Source organism: Streptomyces smaragdinus, from assembly GCF_009604385.1.
GTDB lineage: Bacteria > Actinomycetota > Actinomycetes > Streptomycetales > Streptomycetaceae > Streptomyces > Streptomyces smaragdinus.
Genome location: NZ_WEGJ01000005.1, coordinates 39,617 through 60,693 on the forward strand (window position 1 = coordinate 39,617; position 21,077 = coordinate 60,693).

The following is a 21,077-nucleotide window of genomic DNA, read 5'->3' on the forward strand; positions in this document are numbered from 1 at the left end:
CCCAGGTCGGATGGGGCATAAGGGGGCGAAATGGCGGCTCGCCGAAAAGTGACATTCCCCTACCCGAGTTTTTTCGCCCAGTGAGCAGGCCAGGGGGTTCCAGGGGCGCGATGCGGAGGTTGGTGAAGGGAGCGTGAGCACATCCGGCCACAGGGGACGCCGGGGCTGAACGGAGTTAGGAACATGACAACGGACACGATGACGGACCGCTCGCAGGCCGACCACGGCGCGGAGGTGTTCACCGCGGCCGCACCCCGGCTGCTGGCCATCGGCACCCGGGTGCTGCGGGACCCGGGCGAGGCCGAGGACGTGGTGCAGGAGGCCTGGCTGCGCTGGGCCCGTACCGACCGCTCGGCCGTCCGCAACCCGTCGGCGTTCCTCGCGCTCACCACCTCCCGCCTCGCCCTCAACGTCGTCCAGTCCGCGCACCGGCGCCGCGAGACGCCCGCCGGTCCGTGGCTGCCCGAGCGGACCGACGACACCGCCGGTCCCGAGACGACGGCGGAACGGCGTGACGAGGTCGACGCCGCGCTCCGCATGCTGCTGGAGCGCCTCACGGCGACCGAGCAGGCGGTCTACCTGCTGCGGACGGCCTTCGGCCACCCGTACTCGCGGCTCGCCCGGCTGCTGGGCCTGAGCGAGGGCTACGCGCGCCAGGTCCTGCTCCGGGCCCGCGGTCATCTGGCCGGCCCCCGCCGCCACGCGGTGGACGCGCTCGCGCACCGGCGGCTCGTACGGGCCTTCCTGGCCGCCGCGCACACCGGCGACCTGGACGGGCTGGAGGAGCTGCTGGTCGCGGGGTGTCAGCGCACGTCGCTCGAGGCGGCCTGAGGCCCCTCGGGCGCCGAGGGGCACGCCCGGCCGCCCAGCGGACACGGCGCGCACCGCCGCACCGGTCCGGGTCCCGGCCACGGCGTACGGGTCCGCAGGTTCGCCCCCGCCGCCGCCCGCTCCCGGGCGGCGTCCAGCAGCACCAGGGGCAGGCCCGCGCCCGGCACCGCCCGGTGCAGCCGCGCCCACACCCCGGCCCGCGACCAGGCGAGGAACCGCCGGTGGGCGGTGGACTTCGACAGCCCGAAGCAGGGCGGCAGCGCCCGCCAGGCGCAGCCCGAGACGAGTACGTAGACGACGGCCGCGAACACCACGGCGTCGGGGGTGTTCGCCGTCCCCCCGCCCTGCGGCCGCGTCCTGGCCCGCGGCAGCAGCGGCCGGGCGGCCTCCCACAGCCCGGCCGGCACGATCCAGCCCCACTCCGGGCACTCGCTGTCGGACACCGGTCACTCCGATCGTCGGGGATTACCCCGCATCGACCGCGCGGGCCCGGCGATCTGTTACACCGCGCTCCGGTTTTTTTCGTGAGATGGCCCCCACCTCCCGGCCGTGGAAGGCGCCGCCCGCCGGTCACTGTCAGTGGGCACCCCTAGGGTGGCTGACACGTAAGCACGGGGCCGCGCGGTCCTGTTGGGTCGGGACGCAGGAGGAGGGGCTGTGCGGCGCTGGGAGTTGGTCGACGGCGATTCGGCGAAGTTCTGGGAGGCGGTGGCGGAGGACGCCACGGTCACCGTGCGCTACGGGCGGGTGGGGACGCAGGGGCGGACGCAGGCCAAGGAGCTGGGGTCGGCCCAGGCGGCGGCGGCCCATCTGGCGAAGCTGGTGGGGGAGAAGGAGCGGAAGGGGTACGTGGAGGTGTCCGCGGAGCCCGCTGCTTCTGCCGAGGACGGGCCCGGCGTCTTTGCACTGCCCGACGAGGACACCTTCGTGATGCCCGTGGCCTGGGCCCGGCAGGTGTATCCGCGACGGGGCGGGATACGGCGGGCCGTGTCCAAGCCCGATCCCGGGACGGATGAGCTGGTCCGTGCGGAGACGGCCGCGCAGGCGGAGTGGATCGAGCGCATGCTGTCCGCCCCGGAGAGCGACCCCGAGACCGTGGAGGCCACGCGCGCGCATCTGGCGGGAGACCCCAGGCCGCTGGGCGCCGCCGTCGTGGCCTGCCTCGCCGGGAACTACCAGCTGCCCGACGGCCTGTTCGTGGACTTCTGGGTAGCGGCCCACGGCCTGCCCTTCGCCGCGCGTGCCGTGGTGGAGTCCTTCTCTGTGCAGGCCCATTACCAGTCGTCCGGCACCCACCGCAGTGACCTGAGGCTCGTCCGCGACCCGCGGGTGGGTAACGCGAGCTCGGGGTGGCAGTTCGCCGACCGGATGCGGTCCCTGCTGTCGGTGGCCGACGAGGAGACGTACGGGCAGGTCGTCGCCGTGCTGGCGGAGTACCGGGACACCGCGGCCCGGCGCATGGTCGTGTCGTTCCTGGTGCCGGACCAGCGGGCGTGGGTGGACGACTGTCTGCCCGATGTGGACGTGGCCGGCGGGACGCTTCAGTACATGATGCTGTGCTCGGTGGGCTCCCCCGGGCAGCTGGCGTCGTTCGGGGACCTGCACTGGGGGATCGACTGGTCGATGCCGCTCATCGCCACTCTCGCGGAGGGGGTGGGCAAGGAGTTCGCCCCGCTGCTCGCGGGCCCGCTCGAGAAGGCGTACAACGCGGACCGGGTCAAGCGGCTGGCCGACGCGCTGGTGCTGCTGCCGACCGACGACGCCTTCCGGCTCCTCCTCACACGCGCGGGGGACAAGCCGGTCCGCCCGCTGGTGCTGGACGCGATGCGCCGCTACCCCGTCCGCGCCCTGCGACTGCTGGGCGAGGCCGCGCGCGGCGACGCCGAGTACGCCGCGCTGGCCGGCCAGCTGCTGACCGGGCACGTCCGGTCCCACCCCGAGGTGGTCGACGCCGTGCTGGCGGACCTCCCGCCGGAGGCCGCCGCCCAGGTGGAGGCCGCGCGTGGCGGCGACCGGGTGGCAGACGCCCCGGTGACGGCGCTGCCGCCGCTCCTCGTGACGCCCCCGTGGACGGGGCAGCGCTCGGTCCGCAAGCCCCGCGTGGCCACGCGCATTCCCGACGCCCCGGCCGCGGAGGCCGTGTGGCTGGACGGGGAGCGGGAGGAGTGGGCCGCGTACAGCTCGTGGCGCGAACGGCAGGGCTGGGACCAGGAGCTCGACGTCCTGCGTGCCGCCGGGACCCTCAAATACGTCAGCTATGCACAGCTTTTCGTCGACCTGCCCGAGGACACCGTCCGTCCGCTGCTCGCCACCGCCAGGGCCGACGACTACTGGGACGGCGAGGACGCGCTGCAGCCGGTCGCGGCGAAGTGGGGCGTGGCGGCCGTTCCGCTGCTGGTGCACGGCGCCCGGCGCCGGCCCACCTTCCTGAGCCCACTGCTGCTCCCGTTCCGGGACGTCGCCGTCGCGGGCGTCTTCGCCGACTGGCTGGCGCGGCTGAACAAGGCGGAGGCCACGGCCCGGGCCTGGCTGACCCGGCACGCGCTCGACGCGGTGCCGTTCCTCGTCCCGCACGCCGTGGGGCCACAGGGCCCGGTGCGGGTCGGGGCGGAGAAGGCGCTGCGGCTGCTGGCCGAGGCGCACGGGAACGATCCGGTGCTCGCGGCGGCGGCCGGCTGTGGTGAGGAGGCCGCCGGCATCGTCGCGGACCTGCTCGCCGTCGACCTGCTGGAGAGCGCCCTCCCTACGAAGATGCCCGAGGTCGGCGACTGGGCCGCGCCCGGGATGCTCCCGCAGATCCTGCTCACCGAGGGCGGCGCGCTGCCCGCCGGCGCGGTTCGGCACGTCCTGACCGTCCTCGCCATGTGCCGGCCCGGCGACACCTACCCGGGGCTGACGATCCTGCGCGAGCACTGCACCGCCGACTCCCTGACGGCCTTCGCCTGGGAGCTGTTCGAGCAGTGGCGGCTGGCCGGTATGCCCGCCAAGGACAGCTGGGCCCTGCACGCCCTCGGCCTCCTCGGCGACGACGAGACCGTGCGCCAGCTGACGCCCGTCATCCGCGCCTGGCCGGGCGAGAGCGCCCATCACCGGGCCGTGGAGGGGCTGGGCGTACTGGCGGAGATCGGCACCGAGCAGGCGCTGCTCCATCTGCACGGGATCGCGCAGCGCGTGCCGTTCAAGGCGCTCAAGCTGCGCGCCCAGGAGAAGATCGCCGAGGTCGCCGCCGAGCTCGGGCTCACCGGCGAGCAGCTCGGCGACCGGCTCGTCCCGGACTTCGGCCTGGACGCCGACGGCAGCACGGTCGTGGACTACGGCCCGCGGCAGTTCACCGTGGGTTTCGACGAGCAGCTGAAGCCGTACATACGCGACGACACGGGCAAGATCCGCAAGGCCCTGCCCGCGCCCGGAGTCAAGGACGACCCGCAGCTGGCTCCCGCCGAGCGCAAGCGGTTCGCCGCGCTGAAGAAGGACGTCCGCACGATCTCCTCCGACCTCGTGCGGCGGCTGGAGGCGGCGATGGTGTCCGGCAGGTCGTGGACGGCCGCCGAGTTCCGCGAGCTGTTCGTGTCCCATCCGCTGGTGTGGCATCTGGTCCGGCGGCTGGTCTGGCTGCGCGACGCCGGCGGGGAGACGGTCGCGTTCCGGGTGGCCGAGGACCGTACGTTCGCCGACGTCGACGACGACGAGCTGACCCTCCCGGACGACGCGACGGTCCGGCTCCCGCACCCGCTGCGCCTCGCCGGGCAGCTGGAGGCGTGGTCGGAGGTGTTCGCCGACTACGAGATACTCCAGCCGTTCCCGCAGCTGGGCCGCGCGGTGCACGCCTTCACCGAGGAGGAGGCCGCCGGCCACCGGCTGACCCGCTTCGAGGGCGCCGTCGTCCCCGTCGGCAAGCTGCTGGGCCTCACCAAGCGCGGCTGGGAGCGCGGCAACCCGGAGGACAACGGGGTGGAGCGCTGGTTCTCCCGCCCCATCGACGACGGCCACCACCTGGTCATCGGCCTGGACCACGGCATCGCCGTCGGCATGGTCGGCGATTGGGAGGACCAGACCTTCGAGTACGTCTGGCTCGGCGAGCGCCCCCGCGACTACTGGCGCCGCGACGACCACCCGCTGCGCTTCGGCGACCTCGACCCCGTCGTCGCCTCCGAGATCCTCGCCGACCTGACCGAGGTGACCGCGAAGTGAGCACCCCACAGGACCCGGTCCTCCAGCGCCCGCCCGCCGAGGTCCGGTACGCCGACGAGCTGGCCGCCCTGCGCGCCGCCGACGAGGACCCGCGCCCGCCGGGCTGGCGGCTCAGCCTGCGCGCCGCCCGCCGGTTCATCGTGGGCGACGAGGAGGCCGGCATCGGCCGCAAGTTCGTCGGCAACGTCTCCCTGGTCGAGCGGGCCCTGGTGACCCTGGCCACCAACCGCGGGCTGATGCTCGTCGGCGAGCCCGGCACCGCCAAGTCGCTGCTGTCCGAGCTGATCGCGGCGGCCGTCAGCGGCAGCTCCGCGCTCACCGTGCAGGGCGGTGCGGCCACCTCCGAGGACCAGATCAAGTACTCCTGGAACTACGCCCTGCTGGTCTCCGAGGGCCCCTCCACCCGCTCGCTCGTGCCCGCGCCGATGCTGCGCGGCATGGCGGAGGGCACGGTCGTGCGCTTCGAGGAGATCACCCGCTGCCCCCTGGAGGTGCAGGACTGCCTGCTGTCCCTGCTCTCGGAGCGGGTCATCGCCGTCCCCGAACTCGACGGCCCCGAGGGCCTGGTGTTCGCCCGCCAGGGTTTCAACGTCATCGCCACCGCCAACACCCGCGACCGGGGCGTCAACGAGATGAGCGCGGCCCTCAAACGCCGCTTCAACTTCGAGACGGTCTTCCCCATCCCCGACTTCGAGACCGAACTCGCCCTGGTCGAGGCCGAGGCCACGGCCCTGCTCCGCCAGTCCGGCGTCGGACCCGCCCCGCGCCGCGACGTCCTCGAGGTCCTGGTCGGCACGTTCCGCGAGCTGCGCGGCACCGGTGACGGCGGCGAGCGGATGGCGGCGGTGATGAGCACCGCCGAGGCCGTGGCCGTCGCCCACGCGGTGGGTGTGCGCGGCTGGTTCCTGCGCGGGGAGCCGGGCAGCGCCGCCGACGTGGTGGCCAGCCTCGCCGGGACGGCCGCCAAGGACAGCCCGGACGACCTCGCCCGGCTGCGCCGCTTCCTCGGCCAGGAGGTGCCCCGCCGCTCCGGCCCGCAGTGGCAGGCCCTGCACGACGCCCGCCATCTGCTGGCCGACTGATGCCGCCCGCCGCCCCCGTCCTCCTCGGCGTACGGCACCACTCGCCGGCGTGCGCCCGGCTGGTGCGCGACACCGTCCGGGCGCTGAAGCCCGCGTACGTGCTGGTGGAGGGCCCGGCCGACATGAACGCCCGGCTGGACGAGCTGCTGCTCGGACACCGGCTGCCCGTCGCCGTGTTCAGCCACTTCCGTGACGCGGAGCGGACCGCCACGTCCTGGGCGCCGCTGTGCGACTACTCGCCCGAGTGGATCGCCCTCACCCAGGGCCGCGCGGCGGGCGCGGACGTCCGCTTCATCGACCTGCCCGCCTGGCACCCGGCGTTCACCGGGGACGCCGACCGGCACGCCAACCGTTACGCCGACGCCGAGGCCCGGTACGCGGAGGCGACCGCCCGGCTGTGCGCCCGCTTCTCGGTGGACTCCGTGGACGCCCTGTGGGACGGCCTGTTCGAGGTCGCCGACAGCACCGGGCCGGACGATCTCCGGGCGCGCCTGGACGCGTACTTCGACCTCGTCCGCGGCGACACCCCGGCGGATCCCGGCGACAGCGCCCGCGAGGCGTACATGGCGTCCTGGATCCGGGCGGCGCTCGCCGAGGCCGGCGGACGCCCCGTCGTAGTCGTGACCGGCGGCTTCCACCAGCCCGCGCTGCGGACCCTGGTGGCTTCGGCGGACCCGCCCACCGGCTGGCCGGACGTCCCCGAGCCGCCCGACGGCGCCCTCGGCGGGAGCTTCCTCGTCCCGTACTCCTTCCGCCGGCTCGACGCCTTCGCCGGCTACCGCTCCGGCATGCCCTCGCCCGGCTACTACCAGCGGCTGTGGGAGACCGGCCCCCAGGAAGCCGCCCGGCACCTCCTGCGCGCCGTCACCGAACGCCTGCGGCGCCCCGGCGGCCCGCCGGTGTCCACGTCCGGGCTCATCGCCGCCCGCAGCCTGTCCCAGGGCCTGGCGGCGCTGCGCGGCCACCCGTACGAGACCCGCGTGGACGTCCTCGACGGCCTCGCCGGCGCCCTGATCGCCGACGACCTGGACCAGCCCCTCCCGTGGACCACCCGGGGCACGCTCGGCGCCGGCAGCCATCCGGTGGTCGTCGAGATGGTCGCCGCCTGCACCGGCGACGCCGAGGGCCGGCTCCACCCCGACACCCCCCTGCCCCCGCTGGTCCACGACGTGATGGAGCGCCTCGCCCGCCTCGGCCTGGCCGACGCGGACGCCCCGGTCACCCTCGACCTCACCGACCCCGACGCCCTGACCCGCAGCCGCGTCCTGCACGGCCTGCGGGTGCTCGGCATCCCCGGCTTCACCCGCGTCGCCGGCCCGGACCACGGCGCCGACCCGGAGTTCACCGAACGCTGGCAGCCCGGCCCCGGCGTGGGCCGGGAGGCGGCGCTCATCGAGGCCGGCGCCTACGGGGCGCGGCTGGACGAGGCCGCCGGGACGGTGCTCGGCGAGCGGGTGCGGGAGGCCGGGACCGACGTCGGGGAGCTGGCGGGGCTGCTGTTCGACGCCGTGCTGTGCGGCGTGGGACCGGTGTACGCCGATGTCCTCGACGCGCTCGCCCGCCGCGTGGGGCAGGTCCCGGAGCTCGGGCCGCTGGGCGGGGCGCTGGAGGCGGCGCTCGGCCTGTGGCGGCACGACCGGGTGTTCGGCGTCGCCGGTGACGCGCTGCTCGGCGGTGTCGTCGCGGGCGCCGTGGACCGGGTGCTGTGGCTCGCGGAGGGCCTGCACGGCGGCGCGGGCGCCGACCCCGCGAGGCTGCGGGCGCTGGCGGCTGCCCGCGACGCGCTGCTGCACGCCCCGGGGCTGCTGACGGTCACCGCGCGGGCGGCCGGGGAGGTCGCCGGACGGATCGCCCGCAACCCGCGTGCCCCCGCCGACGTGCGCGGCGCCGCGTTCGGCCTGCGCCGGGCGCTGGGCGACACCGAGGACCCCGCGCCGACGGTCCGGGCGCTCACCACCGACGTGCTGGGGGACTGGCTGGCGGGGCTGTTCGCGCTGGCCCGGGAGGAGGTCGTACGGGGCGCGGAGGGGGACGGGGAGTCCCTGACCGACGTACTGGACCAGATCGTGTCGGCGCTCACGGAGGACGCCTTCCTCGTGGCCCTGCCCGCGCTCCGCCAGGCGTTCGCCTGGTTCCCGCCCCGCGAACGCGAGAGCATCGCCCGGCGCCTGCTCGACCGGCGCGGCGTCCACGGCTCCGCCCGCTCCCTGCTCCGTACCACCGCCGACCCACTGCTGCTGGCCCGCGTCCGGGCCCTGGAGGACACCGTGACCCGACTGCTGGACCGGCACGGGCTGGGGACGGCCCGATGACGCCCGACCCCTCCCTGGAGCGCTGGCGCCTGATCCTCGGCGCCCCCGCCGAACGCTGCACCGGCGGCCTCGGCGGCGCGGGCGCGGCCCGGGACGCGGCGCTCGACTGGCTGTACGGGCGGGACGACGACCTGAGCCGGCGCGGCGTGCGAAGGGGCGGGGTGACCGGCGGGTCCGGGAAGGGCGGCGACCGTACGGGCGGCTCCGGACCCTCCGTACTCACCGCCGTCGACTGGCTCGACGACATCCACCAACTCTTCCCCAAGGAGACCGTGGAGCGGCTGGAGCGCGACGCCGTGGACCGGTACGAGATCCACGAGATCGTCACCGACCCCGACGTCCTGGCCCGCGTCGAGCCCAGCCCGACCCTCCTGCGCGCCGTGCTGCGCACCAAGCACCTGATGAGCCCCCGCGTCCTCGCCGCCGCCCGCCGCATCGTCGAGACGGTCGTACGACAGCTCACGGAACGCCTCAGGCCCCGGGTCCGCCGCTCCTTCACGGGCACCCGCTCCCGCCGCCCGAGCCGTATCCCGCTCGCCCGCGACTTCGACTTCAAGGGCACCATCCGCGCCAACCTCGCCCACTACCAGCCCGAGGAGCGCCGCGTCCTCATCGAGCGCCCGCGCTTCCACTCCCGCACCAGCCGCCGCCTCGACCAGTGGCAGCTCGTCCTGCTGGTCGACCAGTCGGGCTCGATGGCCGGCTCGGTGATCCACTCCGCCGTCACGGCCGCCTGTCTGTGGGGCCTGCCCGGCCTGAAGACCCACCTCGTCGCCTTCGACACCGAGGTCGTCGACCTCACGTCCGACGTGACCGACCCGGTGGAGCTGCTGATGCGCGTCCAGCTCGGCGGCGGCACGGACATCGCCCGGGCCGTGGACTACGGCGCCGGCCTGGTCGCCAACCCCCGCCGGGCAATCGTCGCGATCGTCTCCGACTTCTACGAGGGCGGCGACCCGTACCGCCTGGTCCGCACCGTCAAGGGGCTCGTCGAGGAGGGCGCCGTCGTGCTCTGTCTGGCCGCCCTGGACGAGGACGCCGACCCCGTCTACGACCGCGGCCTGGCCGGCCGGCTGGCCGCCGTCGGCGCCCATGTGGGCGCGATGACCCCCGGCGAACTCGCGGAGTTCGTCGCCGGGAAGCTCGGCGGCGCCGCATGACCCGTACGGACCTCCTCGCCCTCACCCCCGAGGTGCTCGCCTCCCTCGCCAACCGCGGCCTCGTCAAGCGCGCCGAGAAGGACCTCGCGGCGGGGACCGGCCCCGAGGTGACCGCGGACCCCGACGGCACCGTGCGCGGCGCGTTCCCCGACGGCACCGAGACCGTCCTCCTGCCCGGCAGCGGCCTGGAGAAGGCGACCTGCACCTGCGCGGCGCCGGGCGTGTGCCGGCACCGGATCGGCGTCGTGCTGGCGTACCGGCGGACCACCGACCGGCCCCCGGAGCAGGCCTGGACCGACTGGTCCCCGGGCGGGTTCGACGACGCCGCCCTGACCACGGCGTTCGGCCGCGCCGCCCTCACCGCCGCCCGCCGCACTGCCGACCGCGGCTTCACCGCCCGGCTGCGCCGCCCCACCGCCGAGCACCCGGCGCCCCGCGTCGAACTCCCCGCCTGCACGGTCAGCTTCCCCGTCCCGCACGACCTGACCCACGCCCTCACCGACGCGTCGGCCGCCGCCCGCGGCGAGGCCGTGGCGCTCGCGGTGTGGGCGTTTCGCGCGGGCGACGAGCAGGGGACGACTGAGGTCAGCGTCGGCGGGCGCACGACGTCGGAAGCCCCCGCCGGTAACGCCCTGACGGCGGCCGTCGCGCTCGCCGACGCGCTCCTGCTCGACGGCGTACGGACCGCGGGCCCGGTGTTCGCCGGCGCGCTGGAGCGGGCCCACGGGGCGCTGCGGGCCCGGGCGGCGCACTGGCCGGCCGGGGCGGTGGCCGAACTGCGCGAGCAGCTCGACGCGTACACCGCACGCTCCGCCCGCTACCGGGCCGAACGCCTGGCGTTCCTCCTCACCGAGCTCCACGCCCGCGCCCGCGCCGCCGCCCACGACCCGGTCGGCGTCCTCGGCACCCGCGAGGCGTCCCAGACCCCCCTGCGCCGGGTCCGCCTGGTGGCCCTCGGCGCACGGATCGGCGGCACCGCCCGCGACCGTACGGCCGAGGTCTACTTCGCCCACGCCGACGCCGGCCTCACCCTGGTCCTGCGCCGCCGCTGGGACCTGACGGAGGACGAGACCCCGACCGGCCACGAGCTGGGCGCCCGCCGGATCCTGCGCTCCCCCCTGCGCGCCCTGGCCACGGCGAACGTGGTCAGCGAGAACACCTCCCGCGCCCCGGACCGCACGGTCGTGCTCGCCCGGGGCCGGATCGCCGCGACCGACGTCACCCCCGTCGGCACGGCGTGGACGGAGCTCCCGGACCCCCTTCTGGTCCACGACGCGGCGGCCCACCTGAGCACCCACGCCGACCGCCCGCCACGCCTGATCCGCCCCCGCGTCGAGGCGGACGCGGTCCGGGTGCTGGCCGTCGACGGGATCACCTCGTACGGCTACGACCCCGCCGCCCAGACCCTGGAGGCCACCCTCCGCGACCCCGCCGGCAACGGCGTCCTGCTGCGCGCCGCGTACAACCCCCTGTCCCCGGGCGGCCTGGACGCCCTGGCCGCCGCGCTGGACGACGGCCGGATCTCCCACGTCAGCGGCCTGCTGACCCGAGCCGGCGGCCGCCCCGTCCTGGACCCCCTGGCCGTGCTGACCCCCACCGGCGTCATCGCCCTGGACCTGGCCCCGGGCGCCGGCGACGCCGGCCTCCCGACGGCTCCGCCCCGCCCGGCCGACCCGGTCACCGGGGCCCTGGACTCCGCCCTGACCACCCTGTCCGAGGCCGCCCACGCGGGCCTGCGCCACACCACCCCGGCCCACCTGACCCGGACGGCGACGCAGCTCCACCGCGTGGGCCTGCACACGGCGTCGGACCTGATCGGCACCCTGGCCCACACCCTCACGACCGAGGGCGCCCAGGCGGCGGTCCCGGCCTGGGTGACCGCCCAGATCCACCTGATCACGACGGCGGAACTCCACCAGGAAGGCCCGGAAACACGCCCCGTGTAAAACGGGTCGAGGGCCGATCTCGCTTTTCCGCGAAACCGGCCCTCGACCTGCGACTATCAAAAGTCGGGACGGCGGGATTCGAACCCACGACCCCTTGACCCCCAGTCAAGTGCGCTACCAAGCTGCGCCACGTCCCGTACCCGGCCGGATACGTACCGGCCGTGCGAGATCACCTTACCGTCCGCCGGAGGCGGTTCGCGCCCCGCCCTCCCGCGGCGCGCGGCACCGCGGAAACCGGAAGTAGTCAAAACCCGGACGGGATGGAGTTCCCCCGCATACCCTCTTCTATGTGCCTGGCTTGTCGGGCCGGGTCCTTGTCGTGGACGACAACAAGGTCATCCGGCAGCTGATCAGGGTCAATCTCGAGCTGGAGGGCTTCGAGGTCATGACCGCGGCCGACGGTGCCGAGTGCCTGGAGATCATCCACCGGGTCCGACCCGACGTGGTGACCCTCGATCTCGTGATGCCCCGCCTGGACGGCCTGCGCACCGCAGCCCGGCTGCGCGCCGATCCGCGCACGCGGGGGCTGCCGCTCGCGATGATCAGCGCCTGCACCCCGCTGGAGCACGAGCTGGCGCGGGCCGTGCGCATCGACGCCTTTCTGGCCAAGCCGTTCGAGCCGGTCGACCTGGTCCGCATGGTCCACGGCCTGGCCCGCCGCTTTGCCCCGCAGCAGCAGCCCGCGCCGCACGCCCGCCGCGAGGAGGCGGAGGACGGCGAGTGCGCCGCCGTCCACGGCCACTGACGTCCCCCGGATCCGTACGGCTTACGCTTGACCCGTGACACCCGAACGGCTCTCCGACACCGTCCTGCGCACGGTGCGCGAGGCCGTGGCGGACGGCGTGCTCGACGCCCCCGTCCCCGAGCGGATCGCCCTCGAACGCCCCCGCCCCGGCGGCCGCGGCGACTGGACCACCGCCGTCGCCCTGCAGCTGGCCGGCGCGGCCGGACGCCCCCCCGCGGACCTCGCCGCCGACCTCGCCCGGCGGCTGGAAACCGACCCCGCGATCGCCGAGGCCACGGTCACCGGCCCCGGCTTCCTCAACCTCACGCTCACCCCCGCCGCCCGCCCCGACCCCGTACGCGACGCCCTGACGGCACGGACGGCATACGGGCACACCACCGCCCTGCGCGGCGAGCGCTACCGCGTCCCGCAGCCCGCCGAGCCCCGCGCCGCCCGCTGGACCGCCGCCCTGGACCGCGTCCTGCGCGCCGCCGGCGCCGCCCCCGACCCGGCCGGCGACCCCGTCACCGTCCACGTCGTCCCGCTGCCCGCCCACGACCCCGCCGCCTGGGGCGAGGACGCCCTGGCCTGGGCGAGCCTGCGCCCCGCCGCCCAGGACCACCCCGTACTGGACCCGGGGCTGCTGGTGCAGCGCGAGTCCAACCCGCTGTTCCTCGTCCGCTACGCGCACGCCCGCGCCCGCGCGCTGGAACGGCAGGCGAAGGCGCTGGGTGTCACATACCGGGATACCGGGATGCCCGCCCCCGCCGGCGTCCCGTACCGTTCCTCCCGAGAGGGCCAGAAGCCCCTGACCGCGCGCATCGGAGAACTCCCCGCCGTCGTGGAGTCCGCTGCCCGCCACCGCGCCCCCGACCGGGTCGCCCGCTACGCCGAGACGCTCGCCGACGAGCTGCTGGCGTATCTGACCCGCACGCCCTGCCTGCCGCAGGGCGACGAGACCGCCACCGGTGTCCACCACACCCGGCTGCGGACGGCCGACGCGGCCGGCGTCGCCCTCGCCTCGGCCCTCACCCTGCTCGGCGTCACCGCCCCCGAGCACCTCTGAGCCCCCTCCCGCACCCACCGCCCGCACCCACCGCTCGCACCCCGAGGAGAACCACCGTGAGCCGCTCCGCCCACCCCGCCGGACCCCGGCACGGCGACGTGCTGCCCGAGGGCCACTACACCCCGCCGCCGACGGACCTCAACGAACTCGACCCCCGGGTGTGGGCCCGTACCGTCACCCGCGGCGAGGACGGCACCGCCACCGTCGCCGGCATCCCCGTGAGCCGGCTCCAGGAGGAGTTCGGGACCCCCGCGTACATCCTCGACGAGGACGACTTCCGCGCCCGCTGCCGCGCCTGGACCGACGCCTTCTCCGGCGCCGACGTGTTCTACGCGGGCAAGGCGTTCCTGTCCCGGGCCGTCGTGCGCTGGCTCAGGGAGGAGGGCCTGAACCTCGACGTGTGCTCCGGCACCGAGCTCGCCGTCGCCCTCGACGCCGGGATGCCCGCCGAGCGGATCGCCTTCCACGGCAACAACAAGACCTCCGCCGAGATCGAGCGGGCCGTCGGGGCGGGCGTCGGGCGGATCGTGCTCGACTCCTACCAGGAGATCGTCCGCGTCGCCCACGCCGCCCGCGAGGCGGGAAAGCGCCAGCGGGTGCAGATCCGGGTGACGGTCGGCGTCGAGGCGCACACCCACGAGTTCATCGCCACCGCCCACGAGGACCAGAAGTTCGGCCTCGCCCTCCAGGACGGGCAGGCCGCCGAGGCCGTACGCCGGGTGCTGGGCCTGGACTCCCTGGAGCTGACCGGGCTGCACAGCCACATCGGCTCGCAGATCTTCGACATGGCCGGCTTCGAGGTCTCCGCCCGCCGCGTCGTCGGACTGCTGCGCGACATCCGCGACGAGCACGGCGTGGAGCTCCCCGAGATCGACCTCGGCGGCGGCCTCGGCATCGCGTACACCTCCGACGACGACCCGCGCGAGCCGCACGAGATCGCCAAGGCCCTCGCCGACATCGTCACCCGCGAGTGCGCCGCCGCGGGCCTGACCGTGCCCCGGCTGTCCGTCGAGCCGGGCCGCGCCATCGTCGGCCCGACGGCGTTCACGCTGTACACGGTCGGCACCGTCAAGGAACTCCCCGGCCTGCGCACGTACGTCTCCGTGGACGGCGGGATGTCGGACAACATCCGCACCGCGCTGTACGACGCCGAGTACTCGGTGGCGCTGGTGTCGCGCGTCTCGGACGCCGAGCCGATGCTCACCCGGGTGGTCGGCAAGCACTGCGAGTCCGGCGACATCGTCGTACGCGACGCCTATCTGCCGTCCGACCTGGCCCCCGGCGACCTGATCGCCGTACCGGCGACCGGCGCGTACTGCCGCTCCATGGCCAACAACTACAACCACGCCCTGCGCCCGCCGGTCGTCGCCGTGAAGGACGGGGCCGCGCGGGTGATCGTCCGGCGTGAGACGGAGGAGGATCTTCTCCGCCTGGACGTAGGTTGAGGAGAAATTCCGGCGTGGGGTGAGAGATACGCACCATCTCAAAAACCACGCCGAAGATCTCACTATCCGGACAAAGGGCCGTGATCGGCCCCGGCTGCGTGACACTGGGACGTCCCCTGCCAACGGGACACCGGACGCAACGAATGAAGCGAGGGTCGTCATGAACACTGAGCGCAAGCTCAAGGTGGCGCTTTTGGGCTGTGGATCCGTCGGCTCCGAGGTCGCCCGCATCATGACGACGCACGCCGACGACCTGGCCGCCCGGATCGGCGCCCCGGTGGAACTGGTGGGGGTGGCCGTCCGGCGCACCGGGCGGCCCCGCCCCGGCATCCCCGGGGACCTGCTCACCACGGACGCGACGGCCCTGGTCAAACGGGGTGACATCGACGTCGTCATCGAGGTCATCGGCGGCGTCGAGCCCGCCCGCGGCCTCATCACCACCGCCTTCGAGCACGGCGCCTCCGTCGTCACCGCGAACAAGGCGCTCCTCGCCGAGGACGGCCCCGCCCTGTACGCCGCCGCCGAGCAGCACGGCGCCGACCTGTACTACGAGGCCGCCGTCGCCGGCGCCATCCCGCTGGTCCGGCCGCTGCGCGAGTCCCTCGCCGGCGACCGGGTGAACCGGGTGCTGGGCATCGTCAACGGCACCACCAACTTCATCCTCGACAAGATGGACACCTCCGGCGCCGGCTACGCCGAGGCGCTCGAGGAGGCCACGGCCCTGGGCTACGCCGAGGCCGACCCCACCGCCGACGTCGAGGGCTTCGACGCCGCCGCCAAGGCCGCGATCCTCGCCGGCCTCGCCTTCCACACCCGCGTCCGGCTGGACGACGTGCACCGCGAGGGCATCACCGAGGTCAGTGCCTCCGACATGGCCTCCGCCAGGGAGATGGGGTGCACGGTCAAGCTGCTCGCCATCTGCGAGCGCTCCGCCGACGGCACCTCGGTCACCGCCCGCGTCCACCCGGCGATGATCCCGCTGGCCCATCCCCTGGCGTCCGTGCACGGCGCGTACAACGCGGTGTTCGTCGAGGCCACCGCCGCCGGCCAGCTCATGTTCTACGGGCCCGGCGCGGGCGGCTCGCCCACCGCGAGCGCGGTGCTGGGCGACCTGGTGGCGGTGGGCCGGCACAAGCTGAACGGGACGCGGGGGCCTGGCGAGTCCGCGTACGCGCAGCTGCAGGTCGCGCCCATGGGCGACGCCGTCACCCGCTACCACATCAGCCTGGACGTCGCCGACAAACCGGGCGTGCTGGCCCAGGTGGCGACGATCTTCGCGGGGCACGACGTGTCGATCGACACCGTCCGCCAGCAGGGCAAAGATGGAGAAGCGTCCCTCGTCGTGGTCACGCACCGGGCCCCGGACTCCGCCCTGCGGGCGGTCGTCGGCGAGCTGCGGAAGCTGGACACCGTGCGTGATGTAGCGAGCATCATGCGCGTCGAAGGGGAATAAGGGGAACCGGAGAAATGAACGCAACAACCGACGCCCACCGAATGTCGGGCACCCGCCAGTGGCGCGGGATCATCGAGGAGTACCGCGACCGCCTCCCGGTCGGCCCGACGACCGAGGTGATCTCCCTCGGCGAGGGCGGGACCCCGCTGGTCAAGGCGCTCACGCTGTCCGAGCTGACCGGCTGCGACGTCTATCTCAAGGTCGAGGGCGCCAACCCGACGGGCTCCTTCAAGGACCGCGGGATGACCATGGCCATCACCAAGGCCAAGGAGGAGGGCGCGCAGGCCGTCATCTGCGCCTCCACCGGCAACACCTCCGCCTCCGCCGCCGCCTACGCCGGCCGCGCCGGCATGGTCTGCGCGGTGCTGGTCCCGCAGGGCAAGATCGCGCTGGGCAAGATGGGCCAGGCGCTGGTGCACGGCGCGAAGATCCTCGAGGTCGAGGGCAACTTCGACGACTGCCTGACGCTCGCCCGCGGCCTCTCCGAGAAGTACCCGGTGGCGCTGGTCAACTCCGTCAACCCGGTCCGTATCGAGGGCCAGAAGACCGCCGCCTTCGAGATCGTCGACGCGCTCGGCGACGCCCCCGACATCCACGTGCTGCCCGTCGGCAACGCCGGCAACATCACGGCGTACTGGAAGGGCTACCAGGAGTACGACGCCGACGGCCTCGCCACCCGCACCCCGCGGATGTGGGGCTACCAGGCGGCCGGCGCGGCCCCCATCGTGCGCGGCGAGCCGGTGCTGAACCCCTCCACCCTCGCCACCGCCATCCGGATCGGCAACCCGGCCTCGTGGAAGTTCGCCGAGTCCGCGCGCGACGCGTCCGGCGGCCACATCGAGTCCGTCACCGACCGCCAGATCCTGCGCGCGTACAAGCACCTCGCCGCCCGGGAGGGCGTCTTCGTCGAGCCGGCCTCCGCCGCCTCCGTCGCCGGTCTGCTGCAGGCTGCCGAGCAGGGCCGCGTCGATCCCGGTCAGCGCATCGTCTGCACGGTCACCGGCAACGGACTGAAGGACCCCGACTGGGCGGTCGCGGGCGCTCCGCCGCCGGTCACGGTGCAGATCGACGCGGACGCCGCGGCGGAGAAGCTCGGGCTCGCCTGAGCGATCCGCAGGGAAGGAGACGGCGTCGGGCGCACAATCAGCCAATCGCAACACACCGTGCGCCTCCCGTGCGCCCTATGTCGCCGCAGAACCTTCCTTCGATAAGCTGGCGTTGGGTCACCCCCCTGGGCACGCCCGACGCCGCCGGTGACGGCGGGCGTCCGCGTCTTCGCCGCGGCCACACCCCAGCACCTCTTGACACAGCTGCACAACGAGGAGAGTCACCCAACCGATGGCCGGTCCTGCGTTCCGCGCCGCTGCCGTACGCGTCCGCGTACCGGCGACCAGCGCCAATCTCGGCCCCGGCTTCGACGCCTTCGGCCTCGCCCTGGGCCTGTACGACGACGTGGTCGTCCGCGTCGCCGAGTCCGGGCTGCACATCGACATCGCGGGCGAGGGCGCCGAGACCCTGCCCCGCGACGAGTCCCATCTGCTGGTACGGGCCATGCGCGCCGCGTTCGAGCTGCTCGGCGGACAGCCGCGCGGCCTGGAGATCGTCTGCGCCAACCGGATCCCGCACGGCCGGGGCCTCGGCTCGTCCTCGGCCGCCATCTGCGCGGGCGTCCTCGCGGCCCGCGCGGTCACGATAGGCGGCCCGGAGCGGCTGACCGACGAGGCGGTGCTCGACCTCGCCAACGAGCTCGAGGGCCATCCGGACAACGTCGCGGCGTGTCTCCTGGGCGGGTTCACCATCGCCTGGACGGACGGCGGCGCCGCCCGTGCCGTACGGCTGGATCCGGCCGAGTCCATCGTCCCGGTGGTGTTCGTCCCCGCCCGCCCGGTGCTGACGGAGGAGGCGCGCGGACTGCTGCCGCGTACCGTCCCGCACAGCGACGCCGCGGCGAACGCCGGCCGGGCCGCGCTGCTGGTCGAGGCCCTCACCAGGCGCCCCGACCTGCTGCTCACGGCCACCGAGGACCGGCTGCACCAGGACTACCGCTCGCCGGCGATGCCCGACAGCATCGCGCTGGTCAACCGGCTGCGGGCCGACGGCGTGCCGGCCGTCGTGTCCGGCGCCGGACCCACGGTGCTGGCGTTCGCGGAGGGCGGATCCGCCGAGAAAATCACTGAATCGGCGGGCCCCGGCTGGGCGGCCAATCAGCTCGCCCTCGACGCCGGGGGCGCGGGAATTCTGCCGCTGAACTGAATGCCCGTGCCATTGACACATCGAGAGGGGGAATGTTTGTTGGATCCGATAGTGTTAACCTCAAGGCAGCACCAGCACTCCCAGCCAATCGTCGCTGTGACGTAGCGCTGTCGTGTGGTGTGCCGCGGTCCTCAGGGCATGAGCCAGAGCCCCGACCGGACCACCTTCTTCCGGGAGCTCCCCACTGGATTCACTGCCTGTGCAGCCTGTGCTGTGCAGTGACGCTCCCGATCGGTGGGGACTGTGCGCCGCGCCACCCGCGCAGCCGCCGTCCAGCACACCGAACCCCGCACAGCCCCTCTCCGCCATCCGGCGGGACACCGCCCCGGCGGATCCAATCCAGTCAAGCGGATCGCCAGCCGGAGAAGCACAACCGGTCGCCGAGCCAGACAGGCCGACGCCCGCTCCAGGGAAGGACCCTTCGTGAGCGACACCACCGATCTGATGGGCGTGACAGCCGAGGGCACCTCTAGCCCCGCCGACGCTCCCGCCACCGCCGAGGGCGCTCCCGCCGCTCGTGCCACGGGCACCCGCCGCCGGCGCGGCACCGGACTCGAGGGCATGGTCCTCGCCGAGCTGCAGCAGGTCGCCTCCGGCCTCGGGATCAAGGGCACGGCGCGGATGCGCAAGAGCCAGCTGATCGATGTGATCAAGGAGCGGCAGGCGGGCGGTACGTCCGAGAGCTCCGCTCCGGCCGCTGCGGACGCCGCGGAGACCAAGCCGAAGCGCCGTACGACCTCCCGCACCCGGACGGGTGACACGGCGGGGACGCAGACGGACGACGGGGGACAGCAGGCCGACAAGCGGGCCGAGCAGGCGCCCGAGGCCGCACAGATCGACATCCCGGGCCAGCCCAAGGGCAAGAGCGAGGCGAAGGCCGAGGCCGCCGCCGAGCCGAAGGCCGGCGCGGACGCGGAGGCCGCAGCCGACTCGGCCGAGGGCCGCGGCGGCGAGTCCCGCCGGGACCGCCAGGGCCGCCGGGACCGGCGCGACCGGGACCGCGACGGCCGGCGCGGCGGCAAGGACGAGGGCGGCCAGCAGGCCCAGGGAGGCGGCGGTGGCCGCGACCGCGGGGACCGGGGCGACCGTGACAACCGGGGCGACCGCGGGGATCGCGGAAACCAGAACCAGGGCGGCGGCGGCAACCGGGACAACCGCGACAACCGCCGCGACGACGACTTCGACGACGACGGCGGTCGGCGCGGACGCCGCGGCCGCTACCGGGACCGGCGCGGACGCCGGGGCCGTGACGACTTCGGCAACGAGCCGCAGGTCTCCGAGGACGACGTCCTGATCCCCGTCGCGGGCATCCTGGACATCCTCGACAACTACGCCTTCGTCCGTACGTCGGGCTACCTGCCCGGCCCGAACGACGTGTACGTCTCCCTCGCCCAGGTCCGCAAGAACGGCCTGCGCAAGGGCGACCACGTCACCGGTGCCGTGCGCCAGCCGAAGGAGGGCGAGCGCCGGGAGAAGTTCAACGCCCTGGTCCGCCTCGACTCCGTCAACGGCCAGTCGCCCGAACAGGGCCGCGGCCGCCCGGAGTTCGGCAAGCTCACCCCGCTGTACCCGCAGGAGCGGCTGCGCCTGGAGAACGACCCGGGCCAGCTGACCCCGCGGATCATCGACCTGGTCGCGCCGATCGGCAAGGGCCAGCGAGGTCTGATCGTGGCCCCGCCGAAGACCGGCAAGACCATGATCCTGCAGTCGATCGCCAACGCGATCACCACGAACAACCCCGAGTGCCACCTGATGGTCGTCCTGGTCGACGAGCGTCCGGAAGAGGTCACGGACATGCAGCGCTCGGTCAAGGGCGAGGTCATCTCCTCGACCTTCGACCGCCCGGCCGAGGACCACACCACGGTCGCGGAGCTGTCCATCGAGCGCGCCAAGCGCCTGGTCGAACTCGGCCACGACGTGGTCGTGCTGCTCGACTCGATCACCCGGCTGGGCCGTGCGTACAACCTGGCGGCCCCGGCCTCCGGCCGCATCCTGTCCGGTGGTGTCGACTCGACCGCGCTGTACCCGCCGAAGAAGTTCTTCGGCGCCGCGCGCAACATCGAGGACGGCGGCTCGCTGACCATCCTGGCCACCGCGCTGGTCGAGACCGGCTCCCGGATGGACGAGGTCATCTTCGAGGAGTTCAAGGGCACCGGCAACATGGAGCTGCGGCTCGACCGGAAGCTCTCGGACAAGCGCATCTTCCCGGCGGTGGACGTGGACGCGTCCGGCACCCGTAAGGAAGAGATCCTCATGGCCTCCGACGAGCTGGCGATCGTCTGGAAGCTGCGCCGGGTGCTGCACGCGCTCGACTCGCAGCAGGCGATGGAGCTGCTGCTGGACAAGATGAAGCAGACGAAGTCCAACGCGGAGTTCCTGCTCCAGATCCAGAAGACGACCCCGACGCCGAACGGGGACTGATCCCCCGGGCGTTCACCGCCCCGGTCGCCGACAGTGAACTCCGGCCCCCCGTCGCATCGCCGACGGGGGGCCGGAGTTCACTTGTTCGAAGGCGCCGTTATACTGTCCGCCTGCCGAGGGTGGGGGCCTTGACCCGGTGTTGTCCGGTCAAGGGGCACGGACGGTTATTTCTTGATGTCCACACTCCCGTCTG

13 protein-coding genes, 1 tRNA gene and 1 pseudogene are annotated in these 21,077 nt (G+C 74.2%); 13 read left to right on the plus strand and 2 right to left on the minus strand.

Annotated elements, in window-relative coordinates:
• Positions 1-183: 183 nt before the first annotated feature.
• Positions 184-831, plus strand: coding sequence for a sigma-70 family RNA polymerase sigma factor (locus SRB5_RS10615; RefSeq protein ID WP_153451331.1), 648 nt, complete (start codon positions 184-186; stop codon positions 829-831).
• A gap of 44 nt (positions 832-875) precedes the next feature.
• Here SRB5_RS10615 and SRB5_RS10620 read toward each other — a convergent pair.
• Positions 876-1,274: pseudogene (locus SRB5_RS10620) on the minus strand (transposase); the annotation flags it as partial.
• 214 nt (positions 1,275-1,488) lie between these two features.
• On the opposite strand from SRB5_RS10620, the gene SRB5_RS10625 reads away from it, so the two are divergent.
• The 5 genes from SRB5_RS10625 to SRB5_RS37080 are packed head-to-tail and all read left to right on the plus strand — an operon-like array spanning position 1,489 to position 11,522.
• Positions 1,489-5,022, plus strand: coding sequence for a DUF4132 domain-containing protein (locus tag SRB5_RS10625; RefSeq protein WP_153451332.1), 3,534 nt, complete (start codon positions 1,489-1,491; stop codon positions 5,020-5,022).
• Positions 5,019-6,104, plus strand: coding sequence for an ATP-binding protein (locus SRB5_RS10630; protein WP_323377677.1), 1,086 nt, complete (start codon positions 5,019-5,021; stop codon positions 6,102-6,104). The genes SRB5_RS10625 and SRB5_RS10630 overlap by 4 nt, the downstream gene beginning before the upstream one ends.
• Positions 6,104-8,416: a DUF5682 family protein gene (locus SRB5_RS10635; RefSeq protein ID WP_153451334.1), complete on the plus strand. Its 2,313-nt coding sequence runs from the start codon at positions 6,104-6,106 to the stop codon at positions 8,414-8,416. Before SRB5_RS10630 ends, SRB5_RS10635 begins: the two co-directional genes overlap by 1 nt.
• The gene (locus tag SRB5_RS10640; RefSeq protein WP_153451335.1) at positions 8,413-9,576 is read left to right on the plus strand and encodes a VWA domain-containing protein; all 1,164 of its coding nucleotides are present in this window, start codon (positions 8,413-8,415) and stop codon (positions 9,574-9,576) included. Before SRB5_RS10635 ends, SRB5_RS10640 begins: the two co-directional genes overlap by 4 nt.
• Positions 9,573-11,522 (plus strand): hypothetical protein, encoded by a 1,950-nt coding sequence (locus SRB5_RS37080; protein ID WP_153451337.1) that lies wholly within the window; start codon positions 9,573-9,575, stop codon positions 11,520-11,522. Before SRB5_RS10640 ends, SRB5_RS37080 begins: the two co-directional genes overlap by 4 nt.
• A 63-nt stretch (positions 11,523-11,585) precedes the next feature.
• On the opposite strand, the gene SRB5_RS10650 is transcribed toward SRB5_RS37080, so the two are convergent.
• A tRNA-Pro gene (locus SRB5_RS10650) sits at positions 11,586-11,659 on the minus strand.
• Between the two features lie 152 nt (positions 11,660-11,811).
• On the opposite strand from SRB5_RS10650, the gene SRB5_RS10655 reads away from it, so the two are divergent.
• From SRB5_RS10655 to rho, 7 genes are all read left to right on the plus strand, one after another.
• Entirely contained in the window at positions 11,812-12,267 is a 456-nt protein-coding gene (locus SRB5_RS10655; protein WP_323377678.1) for a response regulator, read from the plus strand.
• A gap of 34 nt (positions 12,268-12,301) precedes the next feature.
• The gene (locus SRB5_RS10660) at positions 12,302-13,312 is read left to right on the plus strand and encodes a DALR anticodon-binding domain-containing protein (protein ID WP_323377679.1); all 1,011 of its coding nucleotides are present in this window, start codon (positions 12,302-12,304) and stop codon (positions 13,310-13,312) included.
• A gap of 56 nt (positions 13,313-13,368) precedes the next feature.
• Complete coding sequence (gene lysA / locus SRB5_RS10665; RefSeq protein ID WP_323377680.1) at positions 13,369-14,757, plus strand: diaminopimelate decarboxylase; 1,389 nt, start codon at positions 13,369-13,371, stop codon at positions 14,755-14,757.
• A 160-nt stretch (positions 14,758-14,917) separates the two neighbouring features.
• Positions 14,918-16,210 (plus strand): homoserine dehydrogenase, encoded by a 1,293-nt coding sequence (locus SRB5_RS10670; protein WP_153451339.1) that lies wholly within the window; start codon positions 14,918-14,920, stop codon positions 16,208-16,210.
• A gap of 41 nt (positions 16,211-16,251) precedes the next feature.
• Positions 16,252-17,316: a threonine synthase gene (gene thrC / locus SRB5_RS10675; RefSeq protein ID WP_153451633.1), complete on the plus strand. Its 1,065-nt coding sequence runs from the start codon at positions 16,252-16,254 to the stop codon at positions 17,314-17,316.
• Between the two features lie 232 nt (positions 17,317-17,548).
• Positions 17,549-18,463, plus strand: a complete 915-nt coding sequence (gene thrB, locus SRB5_RS10680; RefSeq protein WP_153451340.1) for a homoserine kinase — start codon at positions 17,549-17,551, stop codon at positions 18,461-18,463.
• 423 nt (positions 18,464-18,886) lie between these two features.
• Positions 18,887-20,884: a transcription termination factor Rho gene (gene rho / locus SRB5_RS10685; RefSeq protein WP_323377682.1), complete on the plus strand. Its 1,998-nt coding sequence runs from the start codon at positions 18,887-18,889 to the stop codon at positions 20,882-20,884.
• The last annotated feature ends 193 nt before the right edge of the window (positions 20,885-21,077 follow it).